The sequence below is a fragment of the Streptomyces sp. NPDC007901 genome, assembly GCF_042959465.1.
In the GTDB taxonomy this organism is placed as follows: domain Bacteria; phylum Actinomycetota; class Actinomycetes; order Streptomycetales; family Streptomycetaceae; genus Streptomyces.
The window spans coordinates 793,687-814,813 of sequence record NZ_JBIBKW010000002.1; the positions used below are offsets into that span (position 1 = coordinate 793,687).

Genomic DNA, 21,127 nt, shown 5'->3' on the forward strand with positions numbered 1-21,127 from the left:
GGGTCACTCCCAGCGGAAGAAACGGCCCGCGGCGGCCAGGCCCAGCACCGCCCACACGCCGAGGATCCCCAGGTCGCCCCAAGGCGTCCCGGCCCCGTGCTGGAGCACGTCCCGCAGCCCGTCCGACAGGGCGGAGACGGGCAGCAGGCCGAGGACGTCCTGGGCGCCGCCGAACTTGTCCAGCGGGACGATGACCCCGCCGCCCACGAGCAGCAGCAGGAAGACCAGGTTGGCGGCGGCGAGGGTCGCCTCCGCCTTCAGGGTGCCCGCCATCAGCAGGCCCAGGCCGGAGAAGGCGGCCGTGCCGAGGACCAGCAGGAGCAGGACGGCGAGCACGCCTGAAAATGTCCCGGCGCCGTGCGGGGACCAGCCGAGGGCGAAGGCGATCACCGTTAGGAGGACCACCTGGAGGATCTCCGTGACCAGGACCGACGCGGTCTTCGCGGCCATCAGGCCCCAGCGGGGGAGCGGGGAGGAGGCGAGCCGCTTGAGGACGCCGTAGCGGCGCTCGAAGCCCGTCGCGATGGCCTGGCCGGTGAAGGCCGTGGACATGACGGCGAGGGCGAGGATGCCGGGGGCGAGGAAGTCGACCGACTTGCCCGCGCCCGTGTCGACGACGTCCACCGAGCTGAACAGGACGAGCAGGAGGGTCGGGATGACGACCGTCAGCAGCAGCTGCTCGCCGTTGCGGAGCAGCATCCGCGTCTCCAGGGCCGCCTGCGCCGCGATCATGCGGAGCAGCGGGGCGGCGCCCGGCCGGGGGGTGTAGGTGCCGGTGCCGGTGTCGGTCGCGGTGGTCATGAGCGCAGCTCCTTGCCGGTCAGCTCAAGGAAGACGTCTTCCAGGGTGTGGCGTTCGACCGAGATGCGGTCCGGCATCACCCCGTGCTGGGCGCACCACGAGGTCACCGTCGCCAGCAGTTGCGGGTTGACCTTGCCCATGACCCGGTAGGAGCCCGGGGTCAGCTCGGCGGCCGAGCTGTCGGCGGGGAGCGCCTTGAGGAGCGAGCCGACGTCGAGGCCGGGGCGGCCGGTGAACCTGAGGGTGTTCTCGGCGCCGCCCTTGCACAGCTCCTCGGGGGAGCCCTGGGCGATCACCCGGCCGGCGTCGATGATCGCGACGTCGTCGGCGAGCTGCTCGGCCTCCTCCATGTAGTGGGTGGTGAGGATGACCGAGACACCGTCGGTGCGCAGGTCGCGGACCAGGTCCCAGGTGGCCCGGCGGGCCTGCGGGTCGAGGCCGGCCGTCGGCTCGTCGAGGAAGACCAGTTCCGGGCGTCCGACCACGGCCATCGCGAGCGCGAGGCGCTGCTGCTGGCCGCCGGAGAGGCGCCGGTACGACGTCCGGCCGCAGCCGCCGAGGCCCAGCCGTTCGATCAGCGCGTCCACGTCGAGCGGATGCGCGTGCAGTCTGGCCACGTGCCGCAGCATCTCGTCCGCGCGGGCGCCGGAGTAGACGCCGCCGGACTGGAGCATCACGCCCACCTTGGGGCGCAGCTCGGCGGACTGGCGTACGGGATCGAGGCCCAGGACGCGCACCGAGCCGGAGTCCGGTCTGCGGTAGCCCTCGCAGGTCTCGATCGTCGTCGTCTTGCCCGCTCCGTTGGGGCCGAGTACGGCGGTCACCCCGGGCCGGGCCACCAGGTCGAGGCTGTCCACGGCGGTCTTCGTGCCGTACCGCTTCACCAGGTCCCGCACCTGGACCACGGGCTCACTTCGCATGGTGACAGAGTCTAAGGATGCCCGGCGTCACCCGGACGGCCGGGTGCTAGATCTCCTCCTCACGGGGTCGGTGTACGGCCAGCCACCGCTCGGCGTAGGCCACGGCTTCGGCCACCGGGAACAGCCGGGTCTCGGCCGCGCCGACCGTGCCGCGGACGACGACCGGGCGGTCGCGTTCGAAGTCGTAGCCCAGTTCGTCGAAGCGGTCGGAGCTGATCGACACCTCCGTCACCTTCTCCCAGCCGCCGCCGGGCGCGGGCCTGCCGACCGCGACGCGTGGCGAGGGGATGCGGTATTCGGCCAGGTGGAAGCTGGTGCAGGTGGCGTAGCCGGTGCCGAGCATGAGCACCCGCGCGTCCAGCTTCTCCAGCCGGGCCAGCGGGCTCTGCTCGCCGAGCCGGCAGTCGGGGGCGTGGCCCTCGGTGATCTCGGCCGCGCGGGGGCCGATCGCCGCGAAGGAGGTCTGCGGGTGCGCGCTGCGCAGGGCGCCCGGCCAGTTCCGTACGGTCTCCGGGATCACCCCGACCCCGCGCGAGGGCGTGAGCAGGGGGTCGTACTCCGGCATGGTCGCCCGGATCGTCGGCCACCACTCCTCGGGCACCGGCGGGTGCTGCCAGACCGCCGGGTCGGAGAGGTCGCCGGTCTGGGTGGGGACCACCAGGGTGCCGCCCGTGCCGAGCGTGTCGAGGAGCCCCTGGACGACGGCCACGGCTCCGCCGTTGACCCAGCCGAGGGAGCTGAGGGAGGTGTGGGCGAGGAGGGTCTCGCCGGGCTTGACACCGAGGGCGCGAAGCTGCTCCGCGAGGGTGTCCCGCGTGACAAGAGGGCCGGTCGGAGGGGGTGTGGGCATGGTTCCGGAGTCTTGCGGAAGGGGCGGTCGCGCGCCACCGGTTTGGCTGAGGGATGATCGATCAAAGATCGTTTCCGCAGGTCAGATTAGGTATGCCTAAGTGACGCAGGGCACCGTCCGGTCGCCCGGACGCGGCTTGCCTGCCTCTGGGGAATTACGCAACAATGGCGTTGTGAAAAACGTCGACGAGGCTCGGGAGACCCCCATCGGGGTCCCGCAGGAGGAGCTGGCGACCGGTGAGCGTTCGACGCGCAACCGGGTCGCGCGGTCGATCCTGGACCACGGCCCGTCGACCGTCACCGAGCTGGCCGGACGCCTGGGCCTGACCCCGGCGGCCGTACGCCGGCATCTGGACGCGCTGGTCGCCGACGATGTCGTGGAGGCACGCGAGCAGCGGGTGTACGGCGCACGGACCCGTGGCCGGCCCGCCAAGGTCTTCGCCCTCACCGACTGCGGCCGGGACGCCTTCGACCAGTCGTACGACAAGCTCGCCGCCGACGCGCTGCGCTGGATCGCCGAGCAGGGGGGCGGCCAGGAGGCGGTCGCCGCCTTCGCCCGGGCCCGGATCACCGCCCAGGCGCGCGCCTACCGCAAGGCGATCGAGAGCGTGCGCCCCGACGAGCGGGCCGAGGCGCTGGCCAGGGCGCTGAGCGTGGACGGGTACGCTGCCACGGCGCGCAGCGCACCGGTCGGCGAACAGCTGTGCCAGCACCACTGCCCGGTCGCCCATGTCGCGGAGCAGTTCCCCCAGCTGTGCGAGGCGGAGACGGAGATCTTCGCCGAGCTGCTCGGAACACACGTCCAGCGACTGGCGACCATCGCTCACGGCGACGGCGTCTGCACGACGTTCATCCCCAAGATTTCCACTGACGCATCTGCAAGCACGGCCGGGAGGAACCCCGCATGACTCTCCCCACGGAGACTGCCCACCCTGAGCTCGAAGGCCTGGGCACGTACGAATACGGCTGGGCCGACTCCGACACGGCCGGCGCCTCTGCCAAGCGTGGCATCAACGAGGACGTCGTCCGGGACATCTCCGCGAAGAAGTCCGAGCCGGAGTGGATGACCAAGCTCCGTCTCAAGGGCCTGCGCCTCTTCGAGAAGAAGCCCATGCCGAACTGGGGCTCCGACCTCTCCGGCATCGACTTCGACAACATCAAGTACTTCGTGCGCTCCACCGAGAAGCAGGCGGAGTCCTGGGAGGACCTGCCCGAGGACATCAAGAACACCTACGACAAGCTGGGCATCCCGGAGGCGGAGAAGCAGCGCCTGGTCGCCGGTGTCGCCGCCCAGTACGAGTCGGAGGTCGTCTACCACCAGATCCGCGAGGACCTGGAGGAGCAGGGCGTCATCTTCCTGGACACCGACACCGCGCTGAAGGAGCACCCGGAGCTCTTCAAGGAGTACTTCGGCACCGTCATCCCCGTCGGTGACAACAAGTTCGCGTCGCTGAACAGCGCCGTGTGGTCGGGCGGCTCCTTCATCTACGTGCCGAAGGGTGTGCACGTCGAGATCCCGCTCCAGGCCTACTTCCGGATCAACACGGAGAACATGGGCCAGTTCGAGCGGACCCTGATCATCGTCGACGAGGGTGCCTACGTGCACTACGTCGAGGGTTGTACGGCCCCGATCTACAAGTCGGACTCGCTGCACTCCGCGGTCGTCGAGATCATCGTCAAGAAGAACGCCCGCTGCCGCTACACGACCATCCAGAACTGGTCGAACAACGTCTACAACCTGGTCACCAAGCGCGCCGTCGCCTACGAGGGCGCGACCATGGAGTGGATCGACGGCAACATCGGCTCCAAGGTGACGATGAAGTACCCGGCCGTCTACCTGATGGGCGAGCACGCCAAGGGCGAGACCCTCTCCATCGCCTTCGCGGGCGAGGGCCAGCACCAGGACGCCGGCTCCAAGATGGTCCACATGGCGCCGAACACCTCCTCCAACATCGTGTCGAAGTCCGTGGCGCGCGGCGGTGGCCGTACCTCCTACCGCGGTCTCGTCGAGATCGGCGAGGGCGCCGCCGGCTCCAAGTCCAACGTGCTCTGCGACGCGCTGCTGGTCGACACCATCTCCCGCTCGGACACGTACCCGTACGTCGACGTCCGCGAGGACGACGTGTCCATGGGCCACGAGGCGACCGTCTCCAAGGTCTCCGAGGACCAGCTCTTCTACCTGATGAGCCGCGGTCTGACCGAGTTCGAGGCGATGGCGATGATCGTGCGCGGCTTCGTCGAGCCGATCGCCAAGGAGCTGCCCATGGAGTACGCCCTCGAGCTCAACCGGCTGATCGAGCTCCAGATGGAAGGCGCGGTCGGTTAACCACCGATCCGCGGATTCCATCAAGCCACCTACGGAACGGAAAGCGAGCACTACGACAGCCATGGCTGAGGCTCAGAACACCCCGGTGGGTTCCACCACCGCCGGCGCCATCGCGGTGGCCGCGGAGTCGACCGTCGCGACGCGCATGAGCGCGCCCCCCTCCTTCGACGTCGCGGACTTCCCGGTCCCGCACGGCCGCGAGGAGGAGTGGCGGTTCACCCCGCTGGAGCGCCTGCGCGGGCTGCACGACGGCACCGCGGTCGCCACCGGCGAGGGCGTGAAGGTCGTCGTCGAGGCCCCCGAGGGCGTCACCGTCGAGACCGTCGACCGTGACGACGCGCGGCTCGGCCGGGCCGGCATCCCGGTGGACCGGGTCGCCGCCCAGGCGTACTCGGCGTTCGAGAAGGCCGGTGTGGTCACCGTCCCCAAGGAGACGGTCCTCACCGAGCCGATCCGGATCGCCGTGCACGGCGAGGGCGGCACCGCCTTCGGCCACCAGGTGATCGAGCTCGGCGCCTTCGCCGAGGCCGTCGTCGTCATCGACCACACCGGTGACGCCGTGCTCGCCGCGGGCGTCGACTACCTGCTCGGCGACGGCGCCAAGCTGACCGTCGTCTCCGTCCAGGACTGGGACGACAAGGCCGTGCACGTGGCCCAGCACAACGCCCTCGTCGGCCGGGACGCCTCCTTCAAGTCCGTGGTCGTCACCTTCGGCGGCGACGTCGTACGCCTGCACCCGCGCGTGCAGTACGCGGGCACCGGGGGCGAGGCCGAGCTGTACGGCCTGTACTTCACCGACGCCGGCCAGCACCAGGAGCACCGCCTGCTGGTCGACCACAACGCCCCGCACTGCAAGTCCAACGTCGCCTACAAGGGCGCGCTCCAGGGCGACGACGCGCACGCGGTCTGGATCGGTGACGTCCTCATCGAGGCCAAGGCCGAGGGCACCGACACCTACGAGATGAACCGCAACCTGGTCCTCACGGACGGCGCGCGGGTCGACTCGGTGCCGAACCTGGAGATCGAGACCGGCGAGATCGTCGGCGCCGGCCACGCCTCCGCCACCGGCCGCTTCGACGACGAGCAGCTCTTCTACCTGATGGCCCGCGGCATCCCGCAGCACGAGGCCCGCCGCCTCGTCGTCCGCGGCTTCTTCGCCGAGCTGGTCCAGCAGATCGGTGTCGCCGACATCGAAGAGCGTCTGCTCGCCAAGATCGAGGAGGAGCTGGAGGCCTCGGTCGCATGACCAGCACCTTCGTACGTGCCTGTGGGCTGAGCGAGCTGGAGGAGGACACCCCGAAGCGGGTGGAACTCGACGGCACGCCGGTCTCGGTCGTCCGCACCGAGGGCGAGGTGTTCGCGATCCACGACATCTGCTCCCACGCCAACGTCTCGCTCTCCGAGGGCGAGGTGGAGGACTGCCAGATCGAGTGCTGGCTGCACGGCTCCAGCTTCGACCTGCGCACCGGCAAGCCGTCCGGCCTCCCGGCCACGCGCCCCGTCCCCGTATACCCCGTAAAGATCGAAGGGGACGACGTGCTCGTCTCCCTCACCCAGGAGTCCTGAGGCACCCATGGCAACGCTTGAAATCCGAGACCTGCACGTCACCGTCGAGGCCGACAACGCCACGAAGGAGATCCTCAAGGGCGTCGACCTCACCGTGAAGCAGGGCGAGACGCACGCCATCATGGGCCCCAACGGCTCCGGCAAGTCCACCCTCGCCTACTCGCTGGCGGGTCACCCGAAGTACACGATCACCGGCGGTACCGTGCTGCTCGACGGCGAGGACGTCCTGGAGATGTCCGTCGACGAGCGCGCCCGCGCGGGCCTGTTCCTGGCGATGCAGTACCCGGTCGAGGTCCCCGGCGTCTCGGTCTCCAACTTCCTGCGCACCTCCGCCACCGCCATCCGCGGCGAGGCCCCCAAGCTGCGCACCTGGGTGAAGGAGGTCAAGGAGACCATGGAGCGTCTCCACATGGACCCCTCCTTCGCCGAGCGCAACGTCAACGAGGGCTTCTCCGGCGGTGAGAAGAAGCGCCACGAGATCCTCCAGCTCGAACTGCTCAAGCCGAAGGTCGCGATCCTCGACGAGACCGACTCCGGCCTCGACGTCGACGCCCTTCGCATCGTCTCCGAGGGCGTCAACCGCGTCCGCGAGACCGGCGAGGTCGGCACCCTGCTGATCACCCACTACACGCGCATCCTGCGCTACATCAAGCCCGACTACGTCCACGTCTTCTCCGGCGGCCGCATCGTCGAGTCCGGCGGCGCCGAACTCGCCGACAAGCTGGAGGACGAGGGCTACGAGGCATACACGAAGGGTGGCGCATCCGAGTGACACAGCTGCCGGGCCTCCTCGACACCGAGGCGATCCGCAAGGACTTCCCCGTCCTGGACCGGCTGGTCCACGACGGCAAGAAGCTCGTGTACCTGGACAACGCGGCGACCAGCCAGAAGCCGCGGCAGGTACTGGACGCCCTGAACGAGTACTACGAGCGCTACAACGCCAACGTCCACCGCGGTGTGCATGTGCTCGCCGAGGAGGCCACGGCGCTGTACGAGGGCGCGCGCGACAAGGTCGCCGAGTTCATCAACGCGCCCAGCCGCGACGAGGTGATCTTCACCAAGAACGCCTCCGAGTCGCTGAACCTCGTGGCGAACATGCTCGGCTGGGCCGACGAGCCCTACCGGGTGGACCACGAGACCGAGATCGTCATCACGGAGATGGAGCACCACTCCAACATCGTGCCGTGGCAGTTGCTCGCGCAGCGCACGGGCGCGAAGCTGAAGTGGTTCGGCCTCACCGACGACGGCCGGCTCGACCTGTCCAACATCAACGAGGTCATCACGGAGAAGACGAAGATCGTCTCCTTCGTGCTGGTGTCGAACATCCTGGGCACGGTCAACCCGGTCGAGGCGATAGTGCGCCGCGCCCAGGAGGTCGGCGCGCTCGTCTGCATCGACGCCTCCCAGGCCGCGCCCCACATGCCGCTCGACGTGCAGGCCCTCCAGGCCGACTTCGTGGCCTTCACCGGCCACAAGATGTGCGGCCCGACCGGCATCGGCGTCCTCTGGGGCCGCCAGGAGCTCCTCGAGGACCTGCCGCCGTTCCTCGGCGGCGGCGAGATGATCGAGACGGTCTCGATGCACTCCTCGACGTACGCCCCGGCGCCCCACAAGTTCGAGGCGGGCACCCCGCCGATCGCCCAGGCGGTCGGCCTCGGCGCGGCGATCGACTACCTCAACGCCATCGGCATGGACAAGATCCTCGCCCATGAGCACGCGCTGACCGAGTACGCGGTGCAGCGGCTCCAGCAGGTCCCGGACCTGAAGATCATCGGCCCGACCACGGCCGAGGACCGGGGTGCCGCGATCTCCTTCACCCTCGGGGACATCCACCCGCACGACGTGGGCCAGGTCCTCGACGAGCAGGGCATCGCGGTCCGCGTCGGCCACCACTGCGCGCGGCCCGTCTGCCTGCGGTACGGAATTCCTGCGACCACGCGAGCGTCGTTCTATCTGTACTCCACTCCGGCCGAGATCGACGCTCTGGTCGAGGGCCTGGAGCACGTACGGAACTTCTTCGGCTGAAGGGCGTGAGCTGAGACCGTGAAGCTGGATTCGATGTACCAGGAAGTCATCCTGGACCACTACAAGCACCCGCACGGGCGTGGTCTCCGGGACGGCGACGCCGAGGTGCACCATGTGAACCCGACGTGCGGCGACGAGATCACCCTCCGAGTGAAGTACGACGGCACGACCATCGAGGACGTCTCGTACGAGGGCCAGGGCTGCTCCATCAGCCAGGCCTCGGCCTCCGTACTGAACGACCTCCTCGTCGGCAGGGAGCTCGCCGACGCGCAGAAGATCCAGGAGACCTTCCTGGAGCTGATGCAGTCCAAGGGCAGGATCGAGCCCGACGACGCGATGGAGGAGGTCCTGGAGGACGCCGTCGCGTTCGCCGGAGTCTCCAAGTACCCGGCCCGGGTCAAGTGCGCCCTCCTGAGCTGGATGGCATGGAAGGACGCGACGGCCCAGGCGCTGGGCGGCGCGGCCGACGCCGAAAGGAAGACGGCATGAGCGAGACCGCTGAGATGAAGCCGGCCTCGGAGGAAGAACTCCGCGAGGCGCTGTACGACGTCGTCGACCCCGAGCTGGGCATCGACGTCGTCAACCTCGGCCTGATCTACGGCATCCACATCGACGACGCGAACATCGCCACCGTCGACATGACCCTGACGTCGGCGGCCTGCCCGCTGACCGACGTCATCGAGGACCAGGCCAAGTCCGCCACGGACGGCCTCGTCAACGAACTGCGCATCAACTGGGTCTGGATGCCCCCGTGGGGCCCCGACAAGATCACCGACGACGGCCGCGAACAGCTGCGGGCGCTCGGGTTCAACGTCTGAGACCGGACACGGGAAAGCGGCGGCACCTGCGGGTGCCGCCGCTTTCTGCTGTGCGCTTTCGTCAGTGCGCTCTTGTCTCCGCGCTCAGCCCAGCGGGTCCACGAACCGGAACGCGGAGTCCGCGCGGTACAGGTCGCTGTTCTGGTAGGGGTCCAGCTTCAGCTGGAAGTTCTGGTGGCGCAGATAGCGGCCGGGGTAGTTCACCGACTCCAGCATGACCGCGCCGGAGTAGGACGAGGCCCGGGCGCAGAAGGTGGCGTCCTGCTTGAAGAGGGACGAGCCGTCGTCGCTCATGGCGCGCAGGATGAAGTCGCGGTGCCGCAGGTACCTGCCGTCGGCCGTCTTGAACGAGAAGCAGGAGCTGTTCGCCAGGCCCTTGACCACGGTGAACGAGGAGTCCTCGCGGGACTCCGAGCCGCGTGGCGCGTCCAGCTTCACCAGGCCGTCGCTCACGTGCCAGTAGCGGTCGGGGTAGTTGACCGAGCGGACCGACTTGCGGGCGCTGCCGGTCTGCTGACCCGAACCGCCCGAGCCGCTGGAACCGCCCGAGCCGCTCGAACCGCCCGTGGACGACGAGGACTTGGAGGGCTTCGCGCCGGTCGGCGAGGCCTTGGGGGTGGTGCCGTGCGCCGAGGCCGCGGCGGAGGCGGATCCGGTCGGCCCGGTCGAAGCCATGCCCGACTTGTCCTTCGCGGGGGCGGTCGCACCCGTCGTCGTGGGCGAGGCGAAGGAGAGCAGGCCGGGGCCGTTGTCGGTGTGTGCGTCGGTCGCCGGGGGAGCCGATGACGCCTGGTCAGGGGTGGTGCGGCTGACGGCTATCGCCGTGACGCAGGCGACGATCGTGGCGATCGCCAGCGTGCCGGCCAGCCAGAGTCTTCGGGTTCCGGGAGCCCGTGAGGTGTCGGGTGCCCAGCCGTTCTCCCAGGAGGGATGCGGCGGGGGCTGGGGGGTGGTTTCTGGCATGCGCGTTTCCTCCAGCGGCGCCAAGGCAGCGGCAGCCGGGGGTGTGAAGGTGAGGTGAGTGACATGTGAAACAGTGATGGATCACAGAGGTGCACAGACTAGTGGAGTCGCGGGGCTGCGGGGAGCCGTTTCAGCGAGCGGTTTCTGTGAGCATTAAACATCCTCATGTGACGCACGAGAGTTCAAACGTCATTCTCAGCGCCCTCCCAGTGCCGGCTCATCGCCCGACGGCAGCCTGGCCCGGATGGCTACCTCAGCGCTCTCCCCTGCTCGTCCCGTCTTCGTCGTCGGCTGTCCCCGCTCGGGTACGACCCTGCTCCAGCTGATGCTGCACGCCCACCCGCGCATCGCCCTGCCGCCGGAAACCCGCTTCGTGCTGCCCGCGTACGAGCGCCGGCTCAGCTTCGGCGACCTGCGTGAGCCCCTGAACCGGGCCGGGCTCGCCCAGTGGATCACCGGCCGCAGAGAAACCCGTTTCCATGAACTGGGCCTGGACGCCGAGGTCGTCGCCGGCCGGATCGCCGAGGGCCCGCCCACCCTCGGCTCGGCCCTCGGCATCGCCCTCAAGGCGTACGCGGAGAGCCACGGCAAGGCCCGCTGGGGCGACAAGCGGCCCGCCTACGCCCTGCACGTCGAGGAGATCCTGCGGCTCTTCCCGGACGCCCAGTTCGTGCACCTGGTCCGCGACGGCCGGGACTGCGCGGCCTCGCTGCTCGGGATGCCCTGGTGGCACCGCGGCTTCCACGAGGCGGTGGCCACCTGGGCCCAGGTGATGGACGTGACCCGGCGCTACGCCCGCCGGCTCGGCCCCGGCGCCTGGCACGAGGTCCGCTTCGAGGACCTGGTCGCCGACCCCGAGAACCAACTCCGGGTGATATGCGCCTACCTGGGCGAGGAGTACGATCCGGCCACGACCGAGCCGCACCGCCTCGCCCGCACCGCCGTACCGGCCCGCAAGACCTGGCACCGCCGCACCCACGGCGCCCTCGACACCTCCCGCGCCGGCAGCTGGCAGCAGCGGCTGACACCCGATCAGATCCGGCTCGCCGACGCCGTGCTGGGCGACCGCCTCACCCGGTACGGCTACGAACTGAGCGGAGCGGTCCGGCCCGACCCGGCCGAACTGCTGCGCTACCGCCGCGTCTTCGCCCGGCGCCGCGCGGCCCACGCCAAGCGCCGGCTGCTCGACCGGCTGACCCGGCTGCGCGAACCGGGCCCGGTGGCGGCGGCCCGGTCCGCCTGCGAGGTCACGGCGTGATGCGCACGATGTCGTAGTCGTACGAGGTGATCGCCGAACTCACCAGGGTGTGGTCGAGGACCTGGGAGTTGCCGTCGTGGACGTACGTGTACTGCTGCGCGGCCGGGAGGGTGTCCACCAGGTCGGTGAGCACCCCGCCCTTCAGGTTCGGGACCGCGGTCGAGAACGTGTAGTCGTTCAGGTCGCCGAGCACGATCACGTTCGCGTCCGGCTGGGCGGCCAGGATCGCGTCCACGAACGTGTTCTCCACCGAACCCTGGCTGCTGCAGCGCGTAGTCGCCGCCCTTCGACACGAAGTGGTCGGCGATCACGAAGTACTTCTCGCCGTTGAAGGTGAACTCGGCCGCCGGCGGCTTGCGGCTGTCCGTCCACGCCGAGTCGGTGGGCGCGATCCGGCCCGGGTCGTACGTCAGCTGCGCGAGCCCGCTCACCGTGGTCACCGAGTTCGCGGTGGTCGCCGTGGCGCTGCCCCGTGAAGTGAAGCCCACGCGCGCCGAGTTGTAGAGCAGCACCTGCCGGATGTTGCCGCCGGTCTCGCCGCCGTCGGCGTTGTCCTGGACCTCCCCCAGCGCCACGATGTCGGGCGACCTGAGGTTGTTCACGATCCCCGAGGCGAGCGCCGTGAACTTCGAGGCGGCGTCGGTCGGGTCGAGGTTCTCCAGGTTGTACGTGGCCACCGGCAGCTGCCCGCCGGCCGCCGACGCCGTACGCGATGCAGTCCAGCACCCCGGTCGCGCCCGAGAGCGTGTCCCCGACGGTCGCCGTCGGGAACGTGGACGACAGCAGCGTGCCGATCTGCGGCCGCCCGGAGTTCTGGCCGCTGTAGGAGGCGTACAGCGAGCCGCCGCGCGCCGAAGTCACCTGCGACGGCTTCACGTTCACCCATAGCTCGTCGTACGCGTCGGTCGCGCCGACCACCGGAGCGCTGCCGACGGCGACCCGCATGCCCTTAAGGGACTCGTAGTAGTCCAGGGCGTACGTGGTCGGGGCGAGCGTGTACGAGTTGACCGAACCGCCGCTGTTGGTGCGGGTGTAGGCGGCCGGGACGGTCGAAGGGGGCGTGTTCCCGGTCGAGTCGGTGGTCCAGGAGGCGCTGCGCAGCTCGGTCGGCGACTGGCTGCCGGTGTCGCTGTCCGGGTAGTACTCGGACACCTTGCCGGTGACGCTCACGCTGGTGCCGACCGTCGTACTGGGCGTACTGGACCCCGTGTACACGAAGATCGCGTCACTGGTCGCCGCGTTGCCGTCGCCGCTCGCGCTCCGGATCCAGAAGCCGCGCGAGGAGCCGGTGGAGCGGATGGCGGTGACGATGCCGGTCGTGGTGACCGTGGAGCCGTTGTACGGGGAGATCCGGTCGTGTATACGGAGCGTGTCGTCTTCGCGCGTCGTTGGGGAGCTGTTGGCGTAGCCGTCGGCAGCCCGTGGATCCGCTGTTGCGTACGGTCGTACACAACGTTGCGTACACTCGTACACATGGGATATCTGACACTCGCCGGCGCCATAGCCGCCGAGGTCGCCGCGACGACGGCGATGAAGTACAGCGACGGCTTCAGCAGACTCTGGCCGACGCTGCTGACGACACTGGGCTACGTCGTCTCCTTCCTCCTCCTGGCCCAGACACTGAAGACCGTGTCCATCGGCACGGCGTACGCGATCTGGTCCGGTGCGGGCACCGCGACCATCGCCCTGCTCGGCCTGATGCTGTTCGGGGAGGGGCTGAGCCTGGTCAAGGTCGCCGGGATCATCCTGATCATCGGGGGCGTGGTGGTCCTGAACCTGGGAGGCGCGCACTGATGCCACGCCGTTACGACCCCGAGCGCCGGCAGCGGATCATCGAGGCGGCGATCCGGGTGGTCGGGGCGAAGGGACTCGCCGGGCTGAGCCACCGGACGGTCGCCGCCGAGGCCGACGTACCGCTCGGCTCGACGACGTACCACTTCAAGACCCTCGACGAACTGATGGTCGCCGCACTGCGCCAGGCCAACGAGGGCTTCGCCAAGGTGATCGCCTCGCGCGGGGGACTGGAGGACCCTCAGGTCGACCTGGCCACCGAACTCGCCGGCCTGATCGGCGAATGGCTCGCGGGCGACCGCACCGGCGTCGAGCTCGAGTGCGAGCTCTACCTCGCCGCCCTGCGCCGCCCCGCCCTGCGCCCGGTGGCCGCCGAGTGGGCCGAGGACCTCGCCGCCCGGCTCGCCCGCCGCACCGACACCCTCACGGCGCGGGCGCTGGTCGCGCTGGTGGACGGGATCTGCCTGCAGGCGCTGCTCACCGGCGTTCCGTACGACGAGGAGTATGCGCGCGAGGCGCTGGCACGGCTGATTCCCTGATCACCCCGCTGGTCCGCCGCCCCCGCCGCCCCCGCCGCCCCGCTGGTCCGGTAGTCCGCTGGTCCGCTGGTCCGCTGCCGTGGGGCCGCTTCCCGGAACTCGTGAATTCTGCTGCGGGAAACCGTGAACTCTCCGGCCCCCACCGGGCAACAGGAGGTGACATGCACGCAACGACGAACCAGGGGGAGCCTTGTGAGCGGACCACCGCCGTCCACGACCCGGACGGAGGACGACGCGGCGATCGTCGCCCAGTCGCTGGAGCAGCCGGAACTGTTCGCCCTGCTCTACGACCGGTACGCACCCGACATCCACCGCTACGCGACCCGGCGCCTGGGCGACTCGGCGGCCGACGACATCACGGCGGACACCTTCCTGGTCGCCTTCCGGATCCGTTCCCGCTACGACCTGACGCGCCCCAACGCCCGCCCCTGGCTGTACGGCATCGCGGGCAACCTCATCGGCAGGCAGCGCCGCACCGAGGTGCGTGCGCTCAAGGCGCTGGCCCGCACCGGCCATGACCCCGTAGCCGCCTCCTGGGGAGAGTCCTGGGTCGAGGACACCGACAGCAGGATCGCCGCCCAGGGGCCGCTCGCCGGCGCGCTCGCGGCGCTGGGCGCGGGCGACCGGCACGTCCTGCTGCTCGTCGCCTGGGCCGAGCTCACCTACCAGGAGGTCGCCGAGGCACTGGACATCCCGGTCGGCACGGTCCGCTCCCGGCTCAACCGGGCGCGGCGCAAGGTCCGTACGGCGCTGGGCGCCGATCCCGCATTCATGAGCGACGCGACGGAGGTGGCGTAGCGATGGACGAGATGACCAAGGTGCGCGAACTGCGGTCCGGCGCGCCCGTGCCCGACCGCGCGCGGCTCGCGCCGGGGCGGGCGCGGCTGGCGGAAGCGGCCCTGGCCGGGGATCGCCGCCGGGCGCCGTGGCGACGGAGGGGGTTCGTGATCGTCGGGGTGGTGGCCGCGGTGACCGCCGTCGCCGTCACGGTCTCGCTGCTGCTGGGCGGCGGCACCGGGCGGAAGGTGCGGCCGGCGTCCTCGCCGACCGGGTCCCCGAGCCTGCACCTGAAGGGGATGAACGCGGCCGAGTTCCTGCGCCGGGCGGCCGATGTGGTGGGTACGGAGCCGGACGGCACCGTACCCACGGCCAAGCAGTGGATCTACACCAAGAGCATGCAGGAGCCGCTGAACGAGCAGGCCAAGAACGCCACGGGCCCCATGAAGGCGCTGCTGGGCCCCCAGGAGAGCTGGCTCAGGTACGACGGCACCGCGATGGCCGACCTGGGGCTGGACACCACGGGCAAGCAGCGCAAGCTCAATGTCACCAAGATGCACTTGGAGAACGGCGGGGAGGGCGACGACCGCTCGCCGCGCGAGATGTACCAGGTGCTGGCAGCCCTGCCGGCCGACGGTGAGCAGACGCTCAAGGTCCTGCGGGAGAAGAACGCCATCGTCGACGGCAAGGGGGAGTCCCAGGCGCGCGACGACTACGTCGAGATCAGCGTCCTGCTGACGGCCGACGTCATGCCGTCCAAGGGGCTGGCCTCGCTCTACCGCGCCCTCGCCACGGTGCCGGGCGGGCGGCTCACCGACCACCTGGTCGAGACCGCCGCCGGGCGCCGGGTGGTCGCGGTGAGCTACGACCGGGAGGACAACCCCAAGACCGGGGAGTCGATGCAGGACCAGTGGCTGATCGATCCGCAGACGTACCGGATCGTCGGCATGCGGATGGTCCAGGGCGGCAAGGTCGTCGGCGGCAACTCGACCGTCGCAAGGGCGGTGGTGGACGAGGCCGGCGACCGCGGCTGACAGCCGCGCACCCGGGCGCCCGCACCACGTGGGGAGTGCGGGCCGCCCGCCACCCGAGACACCGCTGTCGCTGGTTGGCCTGCGAGGGTCCCGGCCGGTTAGGTTGCCCTCATGACCGACACGACTGCTCCTCGCACCACCGGCGCCGCGGCCGCCGGCCTCGCCACCATCGCCGCCGACGGCACCGTTCTCGACACCTGGTTCCCCGCCCCCGAGCTGGTCGCCGAGCCCGGCCCGGCCGGCACCGAGACGCTCTCCGCCGAGCAGGCCGTGGAGTTCCTCGGCGCGGGTGCGGCCCAGGCGATCGGCCCGGACCCCCGCCGTAACGTCGAGGTCGTCGCGGTCCGTACGGTCATCGCCTCGATCGACGAGAAGCCGGTCGACGCGCACGACGTCTACCTGCGTCTGCACCTGCTCTCGCACCGCCTGGTCAAGCCGCACGGCCTGAGCCTGGAGGGCCAGTTCGGCTTCCTCGCCAACGTCGCCTGGACCTCCCTCGGCCCGGTCGCCGTCGACGACATCGAGACGGTCCGCCTCAACGCCCGCGCCGAGGGCCTGCACCTCCAGGTCACCTCGATCGACAAGTTCCCGCGGATGACCGACTACGTCGTCCCGAAGGGCGTGCGCATCGCCGACGCCGACCGGGTCCGCCTCGGCGCGCACCTCTCCGAGGGCACCACCGTCATGCACGAGGGCTTCGTCAACTTCAACGCCGGCACGCTCGGCACGTCGATGGTCGAGGGCCGTATCTCGGCCGGCGTCGTGGTCGGCAACGGCTCGGACATCGGCGGCGGCGCCTCCACCATGGGCACGCTGTCCGGCGGCGGCAACGTCATCATCGCCATCGGGGAGCGCTGCCTGATCGGCGCCGAGGCGGGCGTCGGCATCGCGCTCGGCGACGAGTGCGTGGTCGAGGCCGGCCTCTACGTCACCGCGGGCACCCGCGTCACCATGCCCGACGGCCAGATCGTCAAGGCCCGCGAGCTCAGCGGCGCCTCCAACATCCTCTTCCGCCGCAACTCGGTCTCCGGCGCCGTCGAGGCCCGCCCCAACAACGCGGTCTGGGGCGGCCTGAACGAGATCCTGCACAGCCACAACTGACGTACGACGGCCGCCGTGACCTGCTGCGGCCGTCCCGTCGATGCCGGTCATCACCGAGCGCCCTTCCACGGTCCGAGACGGTCCGGGGAGGGCGCTCGCGGGCTTGAGAGGGGCTTGGGAGTGGGAGTCGCTCTTCCGTCCGTGCTGCCGCGTCAGTCGACGATACGAGGACTCCGCGCCCGAAAGACGCGATGCGCCGCCCGTAGCACCAAGACCACCACGGTGACCGCCAGCGCGAAGTTGAGAGTGTCCACGATCATCGTGACGGGGTAGGACGCGTGCAACAGCCTTGGCATCTCGGAGATGATCATTCCCAGGCCCATGAGGAGGGGGAGCCAGGCCCGAAAGAAGCGCGTGCCCTGATCGGGGCTCTTGCCCTTCCGAACCTCGGTCCGCTCCCACCACCGGATGCCGAGACTCATGAGGACCAGCGCGCACCCCATCGCGACCACGGACCAGTCCATGAACCGCAGCATCCCCACTCCTTCATCGAGGAGAGGATCCTCCTCTCACGGATGTTCGCGGTCAAGGTTCGCCCGTGGCCCGTGCGTTGACCCCCCGGCACGGTTCTCCGTCTCCACCACTCGAAGGGTCGCCTCAGGCCGCACCCATGACAGATCCGTGCCTTCAAGCTCGACGGCGGCGCTCCAGCCGGGTGTGAGTTCGGTGAACTCCCAGAGCGGCCCCCGGTGTATCCGGAGCACCTGGGCCGGGGAAGTCGGGGCATCGGGTGGGCTGTTCACCGGGAGCACCGAATCGCCGGGGAAGACGCTCCGCCCCAGACTGACACAGCGGGCGTGGCAGACCACGCTGAGGATGCCTCCGTCCGGTTCCTGAATCCCGCGCTGGCGCACCGACCAGCGCGGGTCACAGTATGGCCACCCCTCCCACCCGCTCTGCACACAGGGCTCTGACGGGCACTACGGTCACTCCAGGTCGGCGGAACGGCTCTGTTCATCACGGGCGCGGTCATCGGCTCCGCGGGGAACGCCGGGCAACAGCCCGTCGAGACCAAAGCCAAACCCTCGACCACCATCACCGCGACCGTCACCGTCACGCCCGAGCCCGGTCCGACCGTCACCGAGACCGTCAAGGCCAAAGCGAAGCCCGCCCCCACGGTCACGGTCACCAAGACCGCCACCGCCAAGGCCGCCAGCAGCGGTAGCGGTAGTAGCGGTCAGGACAGCGCCGGCACCTGCACCATCGTCTCCAACGCGGGGAACTGCTATTCGGCGGGACAGTTCTGCCGGAACAGCGATCACGGCGCCATCACCACCACCGCGGGCGGCGTGAAGATCGAGTGCGCGTACAGCTCGAACGCGTGGCGCTGGACCTACGTCTGACGGGCCGAGGCAGGCGTGGGTGTCACGCGCGGGGGCCGGGCGGTGTCTTCATGCCGAACAGCCACACGGGGACACGTACAAGGAGAGTCATCATGACACTGCGCCTGCCGAAGGCCGAGCTTCCCGCCGAGCTCCGGGAGAACATGATCAAGCAGCTGGGTGCTGTGCCCGAGAACGTAGAGGTGCTGTGGCACAGCCCCCGGGTGGCCCAGGACAACCTGGAGTTCGGTGCCAAGGTGGGGGTGTGGGAGGGGGCCGACGCCGGCCTGAAGTCGTTCGCGCACATGGCCGTCGCGTCGCAGGTCGGCTGCAGTTGGTGCCTGGACGTCGGCTATTTCCAGGCGCGGAACGAGAACCTGGACCTGGCCAAGGCCAGCCAGGTGCCGCGCTGGCGGGAGGCGGAGGTGTTCACAGCGCTGGAGCGCGACGTCATGGCGTACGCCGAGGCGATGACGAACACGCCGCCGACCGTCACCGACGAGCAGTACGCCGCCCTGCTGAAGCGGCTCGGGACGGGGGCGATGGTGGAACTCACCGCGTTCATCGCCTACGTCAACCTGGCGACCAGGGCCAACGTGGCGAACGGGGTCACCTCGCAGGGCTTCTCCGACGCCTGCGAGATCCCACTGGCGAAGCGCCCGACGGCGTCCCGCGCGGGGTCCACGGCATGACGGAGGACCCGTTCGTCGTCCACCGCGGCCTGCTGTTCACCGTCGCCTACGAGATGCTCGGCTCCGCCGCCGACGCGGAGGACGTACTGCAGGAGACCTGGCTGCGCTGGGCCGGCGTCGACCGGTCACAGGTCCACGACCCGCGGGCGTACCTCGTCCGGGCCGTCACCCGGCAGGCCCTCAACCGCATGCGCACCCTCGCCCGCCGTCGTGAGGACTATGTGGGCGAATGGCTGCCCGAGCCTCTGCTGACCCACCCCGACGTGGCCGACGACGTCGAACTCGCGGAAAACGTCTCCATCGCCATGCTGACGGTCCTGGAGACGCTCGGACCCGTGGAACGCGCGGTGTTCGTGCTCCGCGAGGTCTTCGACATGCCCTACGACGAGGTCGCCGGGGCCGTGGGCAAGACGCCCGCCGCGGTCCGGCAGGTCGCCCGGCGGGCCCGGGACCACGTCGCCGCTCGACAGCCACGCGTCAGGGTGAGCCGCTCGGAGCACAGGGCCGTGGTGGACCGCTTCGTCGCCGCGCTGCACACCGGGCGCATCCAGGACCTCATGGAGATCATGGCGCCGGACGTCGTCCTCGTCGCCGACGGAGGCGGGATCACAGCCGCCGCCCCGGCCCCCGTCCACGGCGCCGAACTCGTGGCAACGATGCTCGCCGCCACCGACCGGACCGCCTACAAAACCACGACGGTATGTCTCAACGGCGCCCCCGCGATCCGCATCGCAGCCGACAGCGGAGGCGCCACGGTCAGCTTCCTGATCGAGAACGGGCGCATCACCCGGATCTACGCGACCTCCAACCCACAGAAGCTGACCCGACTCGACGAACCGGCCCATCTCACCAGGTAGGTGCACCACCGGTCGGCCTCGCTCCAGTGCCGGTACCACGAGACGACATCCGCCAGGGGAGCGATGGCCGTCCGATCCGCCGGGTCGCCCGGGCGGGCCTGCTACCGCGCCTCGCGCCATCGCGGTTGCTCAGCGCGGCCGCCCCCCGGGTGCCCAGGACGGGCGGGGGAGAGGATGCGACGCTGGAGGGGGGCACGTGAGTGGAGGTCCGAGTGCGTCTCATCCGGTCCGGGGCCCTCTTCTTCGGCCTGGTGACCATGTCCCGGTGCGGCTCGATGGATGCGACGCGCAATCGTGCGGTCAGTCGGTGAGTCCGCCGGCCGGGACCACCTCTCACCGAGCGTCGCCAGGCGGCCGTACCGCGTGGATCCGGCCCGCCGGGGCCAGGACCGCGCGACCAGCCCGGAAGGCAGGTGCGTCCCATGCGCACGTCGACCCGTATCGCCGGTGCCCTCACCGGCCTGACCCTCACCCTCGGTGGTGCGGTTCTCGCCGCTCCCGCGGCCCGGGCGGACATTCCCGCCTGCACAAAGATGGCCGAACTGGCCGGTGCCACCGTTTCCGACTCCGTCACAGCGGCCTGTGGCCGTGGCGTGGTCGGAGACCTGCAGAGTTGTGTGACCGGGCTGACCGGGGCCGGAGTGGCGGGCGGTGCCGCGACCGCTGCCTGCCGGGCCGCGGCCCACGAGCCGCGTTAGACGTCGCTCCGCTGCCGGCGACGCGCAGGCAGCGAACCGATGCGGCCGGTCGAGGCCGGTGACGTCATGCCTCTCCGCGCCCGGGCAGTCACCGCCCGGACGCGGCGCCCGGCCTTGCCTCGCGGGCCTCATGCGGAGCGCCCATGCTGGGTAAGAGGGCGCCGTCGTCCTGAGACTTGTCCTTCCCGCAGGCCGAACGAAGGCGCCTGAGAGGAGGAGGAAGTCATGCGCATGCGAAGAATCCTGGGCCTCGCCCTGGCCGCGGCAACCCTTGCCGGCGTGAGCGCCGTCGGCGCTGTCAGTGCCGCCGGGGCCGCCTCGTCTCCGAACATCTCCCGAGACGACTGCACGGCCGCCGGCGGACAGGTCGTCGCACGCCCCTACGCCGGCTACATCTGCACGCTGCCTGACGGGACCACGCAGGCGATCACTTGACCGGCCGGCGCACGGCCGGGTAGCCAGTACGGAGTGAGGGCACCCGGTCCCCCTTCGGGTGGAGAGAAGAACGAGCGGTCCCGTCGGCGTCGATCCCGGATGTGCCGACGGTGATGGAGTCTGTCTTCCGGCGCGGGCGGTGAGCGCGCCGCAGTCCGCGTTGAGGTGGACGGCGCCGTAACAGCAGGACCAAGGAGCCGACCGGCGCGGTGTACCCGCCGGTCGGCTCCGCCGTGCTCCGCCACGACCCTGGGGACGACTCCGTCGTTCGGCCCATCAAGGGCGTCGGCCGCAACGCCGAAGAGGACCAAGCGGAGTCGCCCCCACCCTCGCGTTCCGGTACGCCTCCGTGCCC

At 70.2% G+C, this 21,127-nt stretch carries 26 protein-coding genes and 1 pseudogene; 21 read left to right on the forward strand and 6 right to left on the reverse strand.

The genetic code is table 11. From position 1 onward, the window contains the following. Positions 1 to 3 precede the first annotated feature (3 nt). Genes ACFZDK_RS09365 through ACFZDK_RS09375 form a run of 3 tightly spaced genes read right to left on the reverse strand, consistent with a single transcriptional unit; the run spans position 4 to position 2,571 of the window. Positions 4 to 801, reverse strand: coding sequence for an ABC transporter permease (locus tag ACFZDK_RS09365; RefSeq protein ID WP_390971339.1), 798 nt, complete (start codon positions 799 to 801; stop codon positions 4 to 6). Further along, positions 798 to 1,721, reverse strand: a complete 924-nt coding sequence (locus ACFZDK_RS09370) for an ATP-binding cassette domain-containing protein (protein ID WP_390971340.1) — start codon at positions 1,719 to 1,721, stop codon at positions 798 to 800. Before ACFZDK_RS09370 ends, ACFZDK_RS09365 begins: the two co-directional genes overlap by 4 nt. A 46-nt stretch (positions 1,722 to 1,767) precedes the next feature. After that, on the reverse strand, positions 1,768 to 2,571 hold the full coding sequence (locus tag ACFZDK_RS09375; RefSeq protein WP_390971342.1) for an AAC(3) family N-acetyltransferase: 804 nt from the start codon (positions 2,569 to 2,571) through the stop codon (positions 1,768 to 1,770). Positions 2,572 to 2,743: 172 nt separating this feature from the next. On the opposite strand from ACFZDK_RS09375, the gene ACFZDK_RS09380 reads away from it, so the two are divergent. The 8 genes from ACFZDK_RS09380 (at position 2,744) to ACFZDK_RS09415 (ending at position 9,305) form a co-directional block, all read left to right on the forward strand. Beyond that, positions 2,744 to 3,478: a metalloregulator ArsR/SmtB family transcription factor gene (locus ACFZDK_RS09380; protein WP_359222065.1), complete on the forward strand. Its 735-nt coding sequence runs from the start codon at positions 2,744 to 2,746 to the stop codon at positions 3,476 to 3,478. Beyond that, positions 3,475 to 4,896: a Fe-S cluster assembly protein SufB gene (gene sufB / locus ACFZDK_RS09385; RefSeq protein WP_390971347.1), complete on the forward strand. Its 1,422-nt coding sequence runs from the start codon at positions 3,475 to 3,477 to the stop codon at positions 4,894 to 4,896. The genes ACFZDK_RS09380 and sufB overlap by 4 nt, the downstream gene beginning before the upstream one ends. A 61-nt stretch (positions 4,897 to 4,957) precedes the next feature. Further along, entirely contained in the window at positions 4,958 to 6,142 is a 1,185-nt protein-coding gene (gene sufD, locus ACFZDK_RS09390) for a Fe-S cluster assembly protein SufD (protein WP_390971349.1), read from the forward strand. Next, a complete protein-coding gene (locus tag ACFZDK_RS09395; RefSeq protein ID WP_390971351.1) occupies positions 6,139 to 6,462 on the forward strand; it encodes a Rieske 2Fe-2S domain-containing protein in 324 nt (107 codons plus the stop codon). Before sufD ends, ACFZDK_RS09395 begins: the two co-directional genes overlap by 4 nt. 7 nt (positions 6,463 to 6,469) lie before the next feature. Beyond that, complete coding sequence (gene sufC, locus ACFZDK_RS09400) at positions 6,470 to 7,234, forward strand: Fe-S cluster assembly ATPase SufC (RefSeq protein ID WP_390971353.1); 765 nt, start codon at positions 6,470 to 6,472, stop codon at positions 7,232 to 7,234. After that, positions 7,231 to 8,487: a SufS family cysteine desulfurase gene (locus ACFZDK_RS09405; protein WP_390971355.1), complete on the forward strand. Its 1,257-nt coding sequence runs from the start codon at positions 7,231 to 7,233 to the stop codon at positions 8,485 to 8,487. Before sufC ends, ACFZDK_RS09405 begins: the two co-directional genes overlap by 4 nt. An 18-nt stretch (positions 8,488 to 8,505) precedes the next feature. Then, positions 8,506 to 8,976 (forward strand): Fe-S cluster assembly sulfur transfer protein SufU, encoded by a 471-nt coding sequence (sufU, locus tag ACFZDK_RS09410; protein WP_355715230.1) that lies wholly within the window; start codon positions 8,506 to 8,508, stop codon positions 8,974 to 8,976. Further along, positions 8,973 to 9,305, forward strand: coding sequence for a metal-sulfur cluster assembly factor (locus ACFZDK_RS09415; protein ID WP_355715227.1), 333 nt, complete (start codon positions 8,973 to 8,975; stop codon positions 9,303 to 9,305). Before sufU ends, ACFZDK_RS09415 begins: the two co-directional genes overlap by 4 nt. An 84-nt stretch (positions 9,306 to 9,389) precedes the next feature. Here ACFZDK_RS09415 and ACFZDK_RS09420 read toward each other — a convergent pair whose 3' ends face one another. After that, positions 9,390 to 10,268 (reverse strand): AbfB domain-containing protein, encoded by an 879-nt coding sequence (locus ACFZDK_RS09420; RefSeq protein ID WP_390971358.1) that lies wholly within the window; start codon positions 10,266 to 10,268, stop codon positions 9,390 to 9,392. 244 nt (positions 10,269 to 10,512) lie between these two features. Here ACFZDK_RS09420 and ACFZDK_RS09425 point away from each other — a divergent pair, with 244 nt between their 5' ends. Further along, a complete protein-coding gene (locus ACFZDK_RS09425; protein ID WP_390971360.1) occupies positions 10,513 to 11,526 on the forward strand; it encodes a sulfotransferase in 1,014 nt (337 codons plus the stop codon). Here ACFZDK_RS09425 and ACFZDK_RS09430 read toward each other — a convergent pair. Then, a complete protein-coding gene (locus ACFZDK_RS09430; RefSeq protein ID WP_390971362.1) occupies positions 11,516 to 11,776 on the reverse strand; it encodes a hypothetical protein in 261 nt (86 codons plus the stop codon). The genes ACFZDK_RS09425 and ACFZDK_RS09430 overlap by 11 nt on opposite strands. Positions 11,777 to 11,853: 77 nt before the next feature. Between ACFZDK_RS09430 and ACFZDK_RS09435 the strand changes: the two genes are divergently transcribed. The 7 genes from ACFZDK_RS09435 to dapD all read left to right on the forward strand — a co-directional run bounded on the left by ACFZDK_RS09435 (position 11,854) and on the right by dapD (position 16,768). Further along, positions 11,854 to 12,030 (forward strand): hypothetical protein, encoded by a 177-nt coding sequence (locus ACFZDK_RS09435; RefSeq protein WP_390971364.1) that lies wholly within the window; start codon positions 11,854 to 11,856, stop codon positions 12,028 to 12,030. Positions 12,031 to 12,685: 655 nt separating this feature from the next. Then, complete coding sequence (locus ACFZDK_RS09440; RefSeq protein WP_390971366.1) at positions 12,686 to 12,934, forward strand: hypothetical protein; 249 nt, start codon at positions 12,686 to 12,688, stop codon at positions 12,932 to 12,934. 65 nt (positions 12,935 to 12,999) lie between these two features. Then, positions 13,000 to 13,320: an SMR family transporter gene (locus ACFZDK_RS09445; RefSeq protein ID WP_390971368.1), complete on the forward strand. Its 321-nt coding sequence runs from the start codon at positions 13,000 to 13,002 to the stop codon at positions 13,318 to 13,320. After that, positions 13,320 to 13,856 (forward strand): TetR family transcriptional regulator, encoded by a 537-nt coding sequence (locus tag ACFZDK_RS09450; protein ID WP_390971370.1) that lies wholly within the window; start codon positions 13,320 to 13,322, stop codon positions 13,854 to 13,856. Before ACFZDK_RS09445 ends, ACFZDK_RS09450 begins: the two co-directional genes overlap by 1 nt. Before the next feature lie 192 nt (positions 13,857 to 14,048). Further along, the gene (locus tag ACFZDK_RS09455; protein WP_390971372.1) at positions 14,049 to 14,654 is read left to right on the forward strand and encodes a sigma-70 family RNA polymerase sigma factor; all 606 of its coding nucleotides are present in this window, start codon (positions 14,049 to 14,051) and stop codon (positions 14,652 to 14,654) included. 2 nt (positions 14,655 to 14,656) lie between these two features. Next, entirely contained in the window at positions 14,657 to 15,667 is a 1,011-nt protein-coding gene (locus ACFZDK_RS09460) for a CU044_5270 family protein (protein WP_390971373.1), read from the forward strand. A gap of 111 nt (positions 15,668 to 15,778) precedes the next feature. Next, on the forward strand, positions 15,779 to 16,768 hold the full coding sequence (dapD, locus tag ACFZDK_RS09465; RefSeq protein ID WP_390971375.1) for a 2,3,4,5-tetrahydropyridine-2,6-dicarboxylate N-succinyltransferase: 990 nt from the start codon (positions 15,779 to 15,781) through the stop codon (positions 16,766 to 16,768). A 152-nt stretch (positions 16,769 to 16,920) separates the two neighbouring features. On the opposite strand, the gene ACFZDK_RS09470 is transcribed toward dapD, so the two are convergent. Next, on the reverse strand, positions 16,921 to 17,244 hold the full coding sequence (locus ACFZDK_RS09470; protein WP_390971377.1) for a hypothetical protein: 324 nt from the start codon (positions 17,242 to 17,244) through the stop codon (positions 16,921 to 16,923). A gap of 459 nt (positions 17,245 to 17,703) precedes the next feature. On the opposite strand from ACFZDK_RS09470, the pseudogene ACFZDK_RS09475 reads away from it, so the two are divergent. From ACFZDK_RS09475 to ACFZDK_RS09495, 5 genes and pseudogenes are all read left to right on the forward strand, one after another. After that, positions 17,704 to 18,111 (forward strand): annotated as a pseudogene (locus ACFZDK_RS09475) (hypothetical protein); the annotation flags it as partial. A gap of 92 nt (positions 18,112 to 18,203) precedes the next feature. Then, positions 18,204 to 18,782, forward strand: coding sequence for a carboxymuconolactone decarboxylase family protein (locus ACFZDK_RS09480; RefSeq protein WP_390971379.1), 579 nt, complete (start codon positions 18,204 to 18,206; stop codon positions 18,780 to 18,782). Beyond that, a complete protein-coding gene (locus tag ACFZDK_RS09485; protein ID WP_390971380.1) occupies positions 18,779 to 19,639 on the forward strand; it encodes an RNA polymerase sigma-70 factor in 861 nt (286 codons plus the stop codon). The genes ACFZDK_RS09480 and ACFZDK_RS09485 overlap by 4 nt, the downstream gene beginning before the upstream one ends. A gap of 422 nt (positions 19,640 to 20,061) precedes the next feature. Further along, on the forward strand, positions 20,062 to 20,337 hold the full coding sequence (locus ACFZDK_RS09490) for a hypothetical protein (protein WP_390971382.1): 276 nt from the start codon (positions 20,062 to 20,064) through the stop codon (positions 20,335 to 20,337). Positions 20,338 to 20,562: 225 nt separating this feature from the next. Next, positions 20,563 to 20,772, forward strand: a complete 210-nt coding sequence (locus ACFZDK_RS09495; protein ID WP_390971384.1) for a hypothetical protein — start codon at positions 20,563 to 20,565, stop codon at positions 20,770 to 20,772. Positions 20,773 to 21,127 lie beyond the last annotated feature (355 nt).

What these genes read in the sequence shown, in the direction of transcription:
- ACFZDK_RS09365 (WP_390971339.1), bottom strand. Translation starts at nt 801, where the DNA reads ATGACCACCGCGACCGACACCGGCACCGGCACCTACACCCCCCGGCCG.
- ACFZDK_RS09370 (WP_390971340.1), bottom strand. Translation starts at nt 1,721, where the DNA reads ATGCGAAGTGAGCCCGTGGTCCAGGTGCGGGACCTGGTGAAGCGGTAC.
- ACFZDK_RS09375 (WP_390971342.1), bottom strand. Translation starts at nt 2,571, where the DNA reads ATGCCCACACCCCCTCCGACCGGCCCTCTTGTCACGCGGGACACCCTC.
- sufB (WP_390971347.1), top strand. Translation starts at nt 3,475, where the DNA reads ATGACTCTCCCCACGGAGACTGCCCACCCTGAGCTCGAAGGCCTGGGC.
- sufD (WP_390971349.1), top strand. Translation starts at nt 4,958, where the DNA reads ATGGCTGAGGCTCAGAACACCCCGGTGGGTTCCACCACCGCCGGCGCC.
- ACFZDK_RS09395 (WP_390971351.1), top strand. Translation starts at nt 6,139, where the DNA reads ATGACCAGCACCTTCGTACGTGCCTGTGGGCTGAGCGAGCTGGAGGAG.
- sufC (WP_390971353.1), top strand. Translation starts at nt 6,470, where the DNA reads ATGGCAACGCTTGAAATCCGAGACCTGCACGTCACCGTCGAGGCCGAC.
- ACFZDK_RS09415 (WP_355715227.1), top strand. Translation starts at nt 8,973, where the DNA reads ATGAGCGAGACCGCTGAGATGAAGCCGGCCTCGGAGGAAGAACTCCGC.
- ACFZDK_RS09420 (WP_390971358.1), bottom strand. Translation starts at nt 10,268, where the DNA reads ATGCCAGAAACCACCCCCCAGCCCCCGCCGCATCCCTCCTGGGAGAAC.
- ACFZDK_RS09425 (WP_390971360.1), top strand. Translation starts at nt 10,513, where the DNA reads ATGGCTACCTCAGCGCTCTCCCCTGCTCGTCCCGTCTTCGTCGTCGGC.
- ACFZDK_RS09445 (WP_390971368.1), top strand. Translation starts at nt 13,000, where the DNA reads ATGGGATATCTGACACTCGCCGGCGCCATAGCCGCCGAGGTCGCCGCG.
- ACFZDK_RS09450 (WP_390971370.1), top strand. Translation starts at nt 13,320, where the DNA reads ATGCCACGCCGTTACGACCCCGAGCGCCGGCAGCGGATCATCGAGGCG.
- ACFZDK_RS09460 (WP_390971373.1), top strand. Translation starts at nt 14,657, where the DNA reads ATGGACGAGATGACCAAGGTGCGCGAACTGCGGTCCGGCGCGCCCGTG.
- dapD (WP_390971375.1), top strand. Translation starts at nt 15,779, where the DNA reads ATGACCGACACGACTGCTCCTCGCACCACCGGCGCCGCGGCCGCCGGC.
- ACFZDK_RS09470 (WP_390971377.1), bottom strand. Translation starts at nt 17,244, where the DNA reads ATGCTGCGGTTCATGGACTGGTCCGTGGTCGCGATGGGGTGCGCGCTG.
- ACFZDK_RS09480 (WP_390971379.1), top strand. Translation starts at nt 18,204, where the DNA reads ATGACACTGCGCCTGCCGAAGGCCGAGCTTCCCGCCGAGCTCCGGGAG.
- ACFZDK_RS09485 (WP_390971380.1), top strand. Translation starts at nt 18,779, where the DNA reads ATGACGGAGGACCCGTTCGTCGTCCACCGCGGCCTGCTGTTCACCGTC.
- ACFZDK_RS09490 (WP_390971382.1), top strand. Translation starts at nt 20,062, where the DNA reads ATGCGCACGTCGACCCGTATCGCCGGTGCCCTCACCGGCCTGACCCTC.
- ACFZDK_RS09495 (WP_390971384.1), top strand. Translation starts at nt 20,563, where the DNA reads ATGCGCATGCGAAGAATCCTGGGCCTCGCCCTGGCCGCGGCAACCCTT.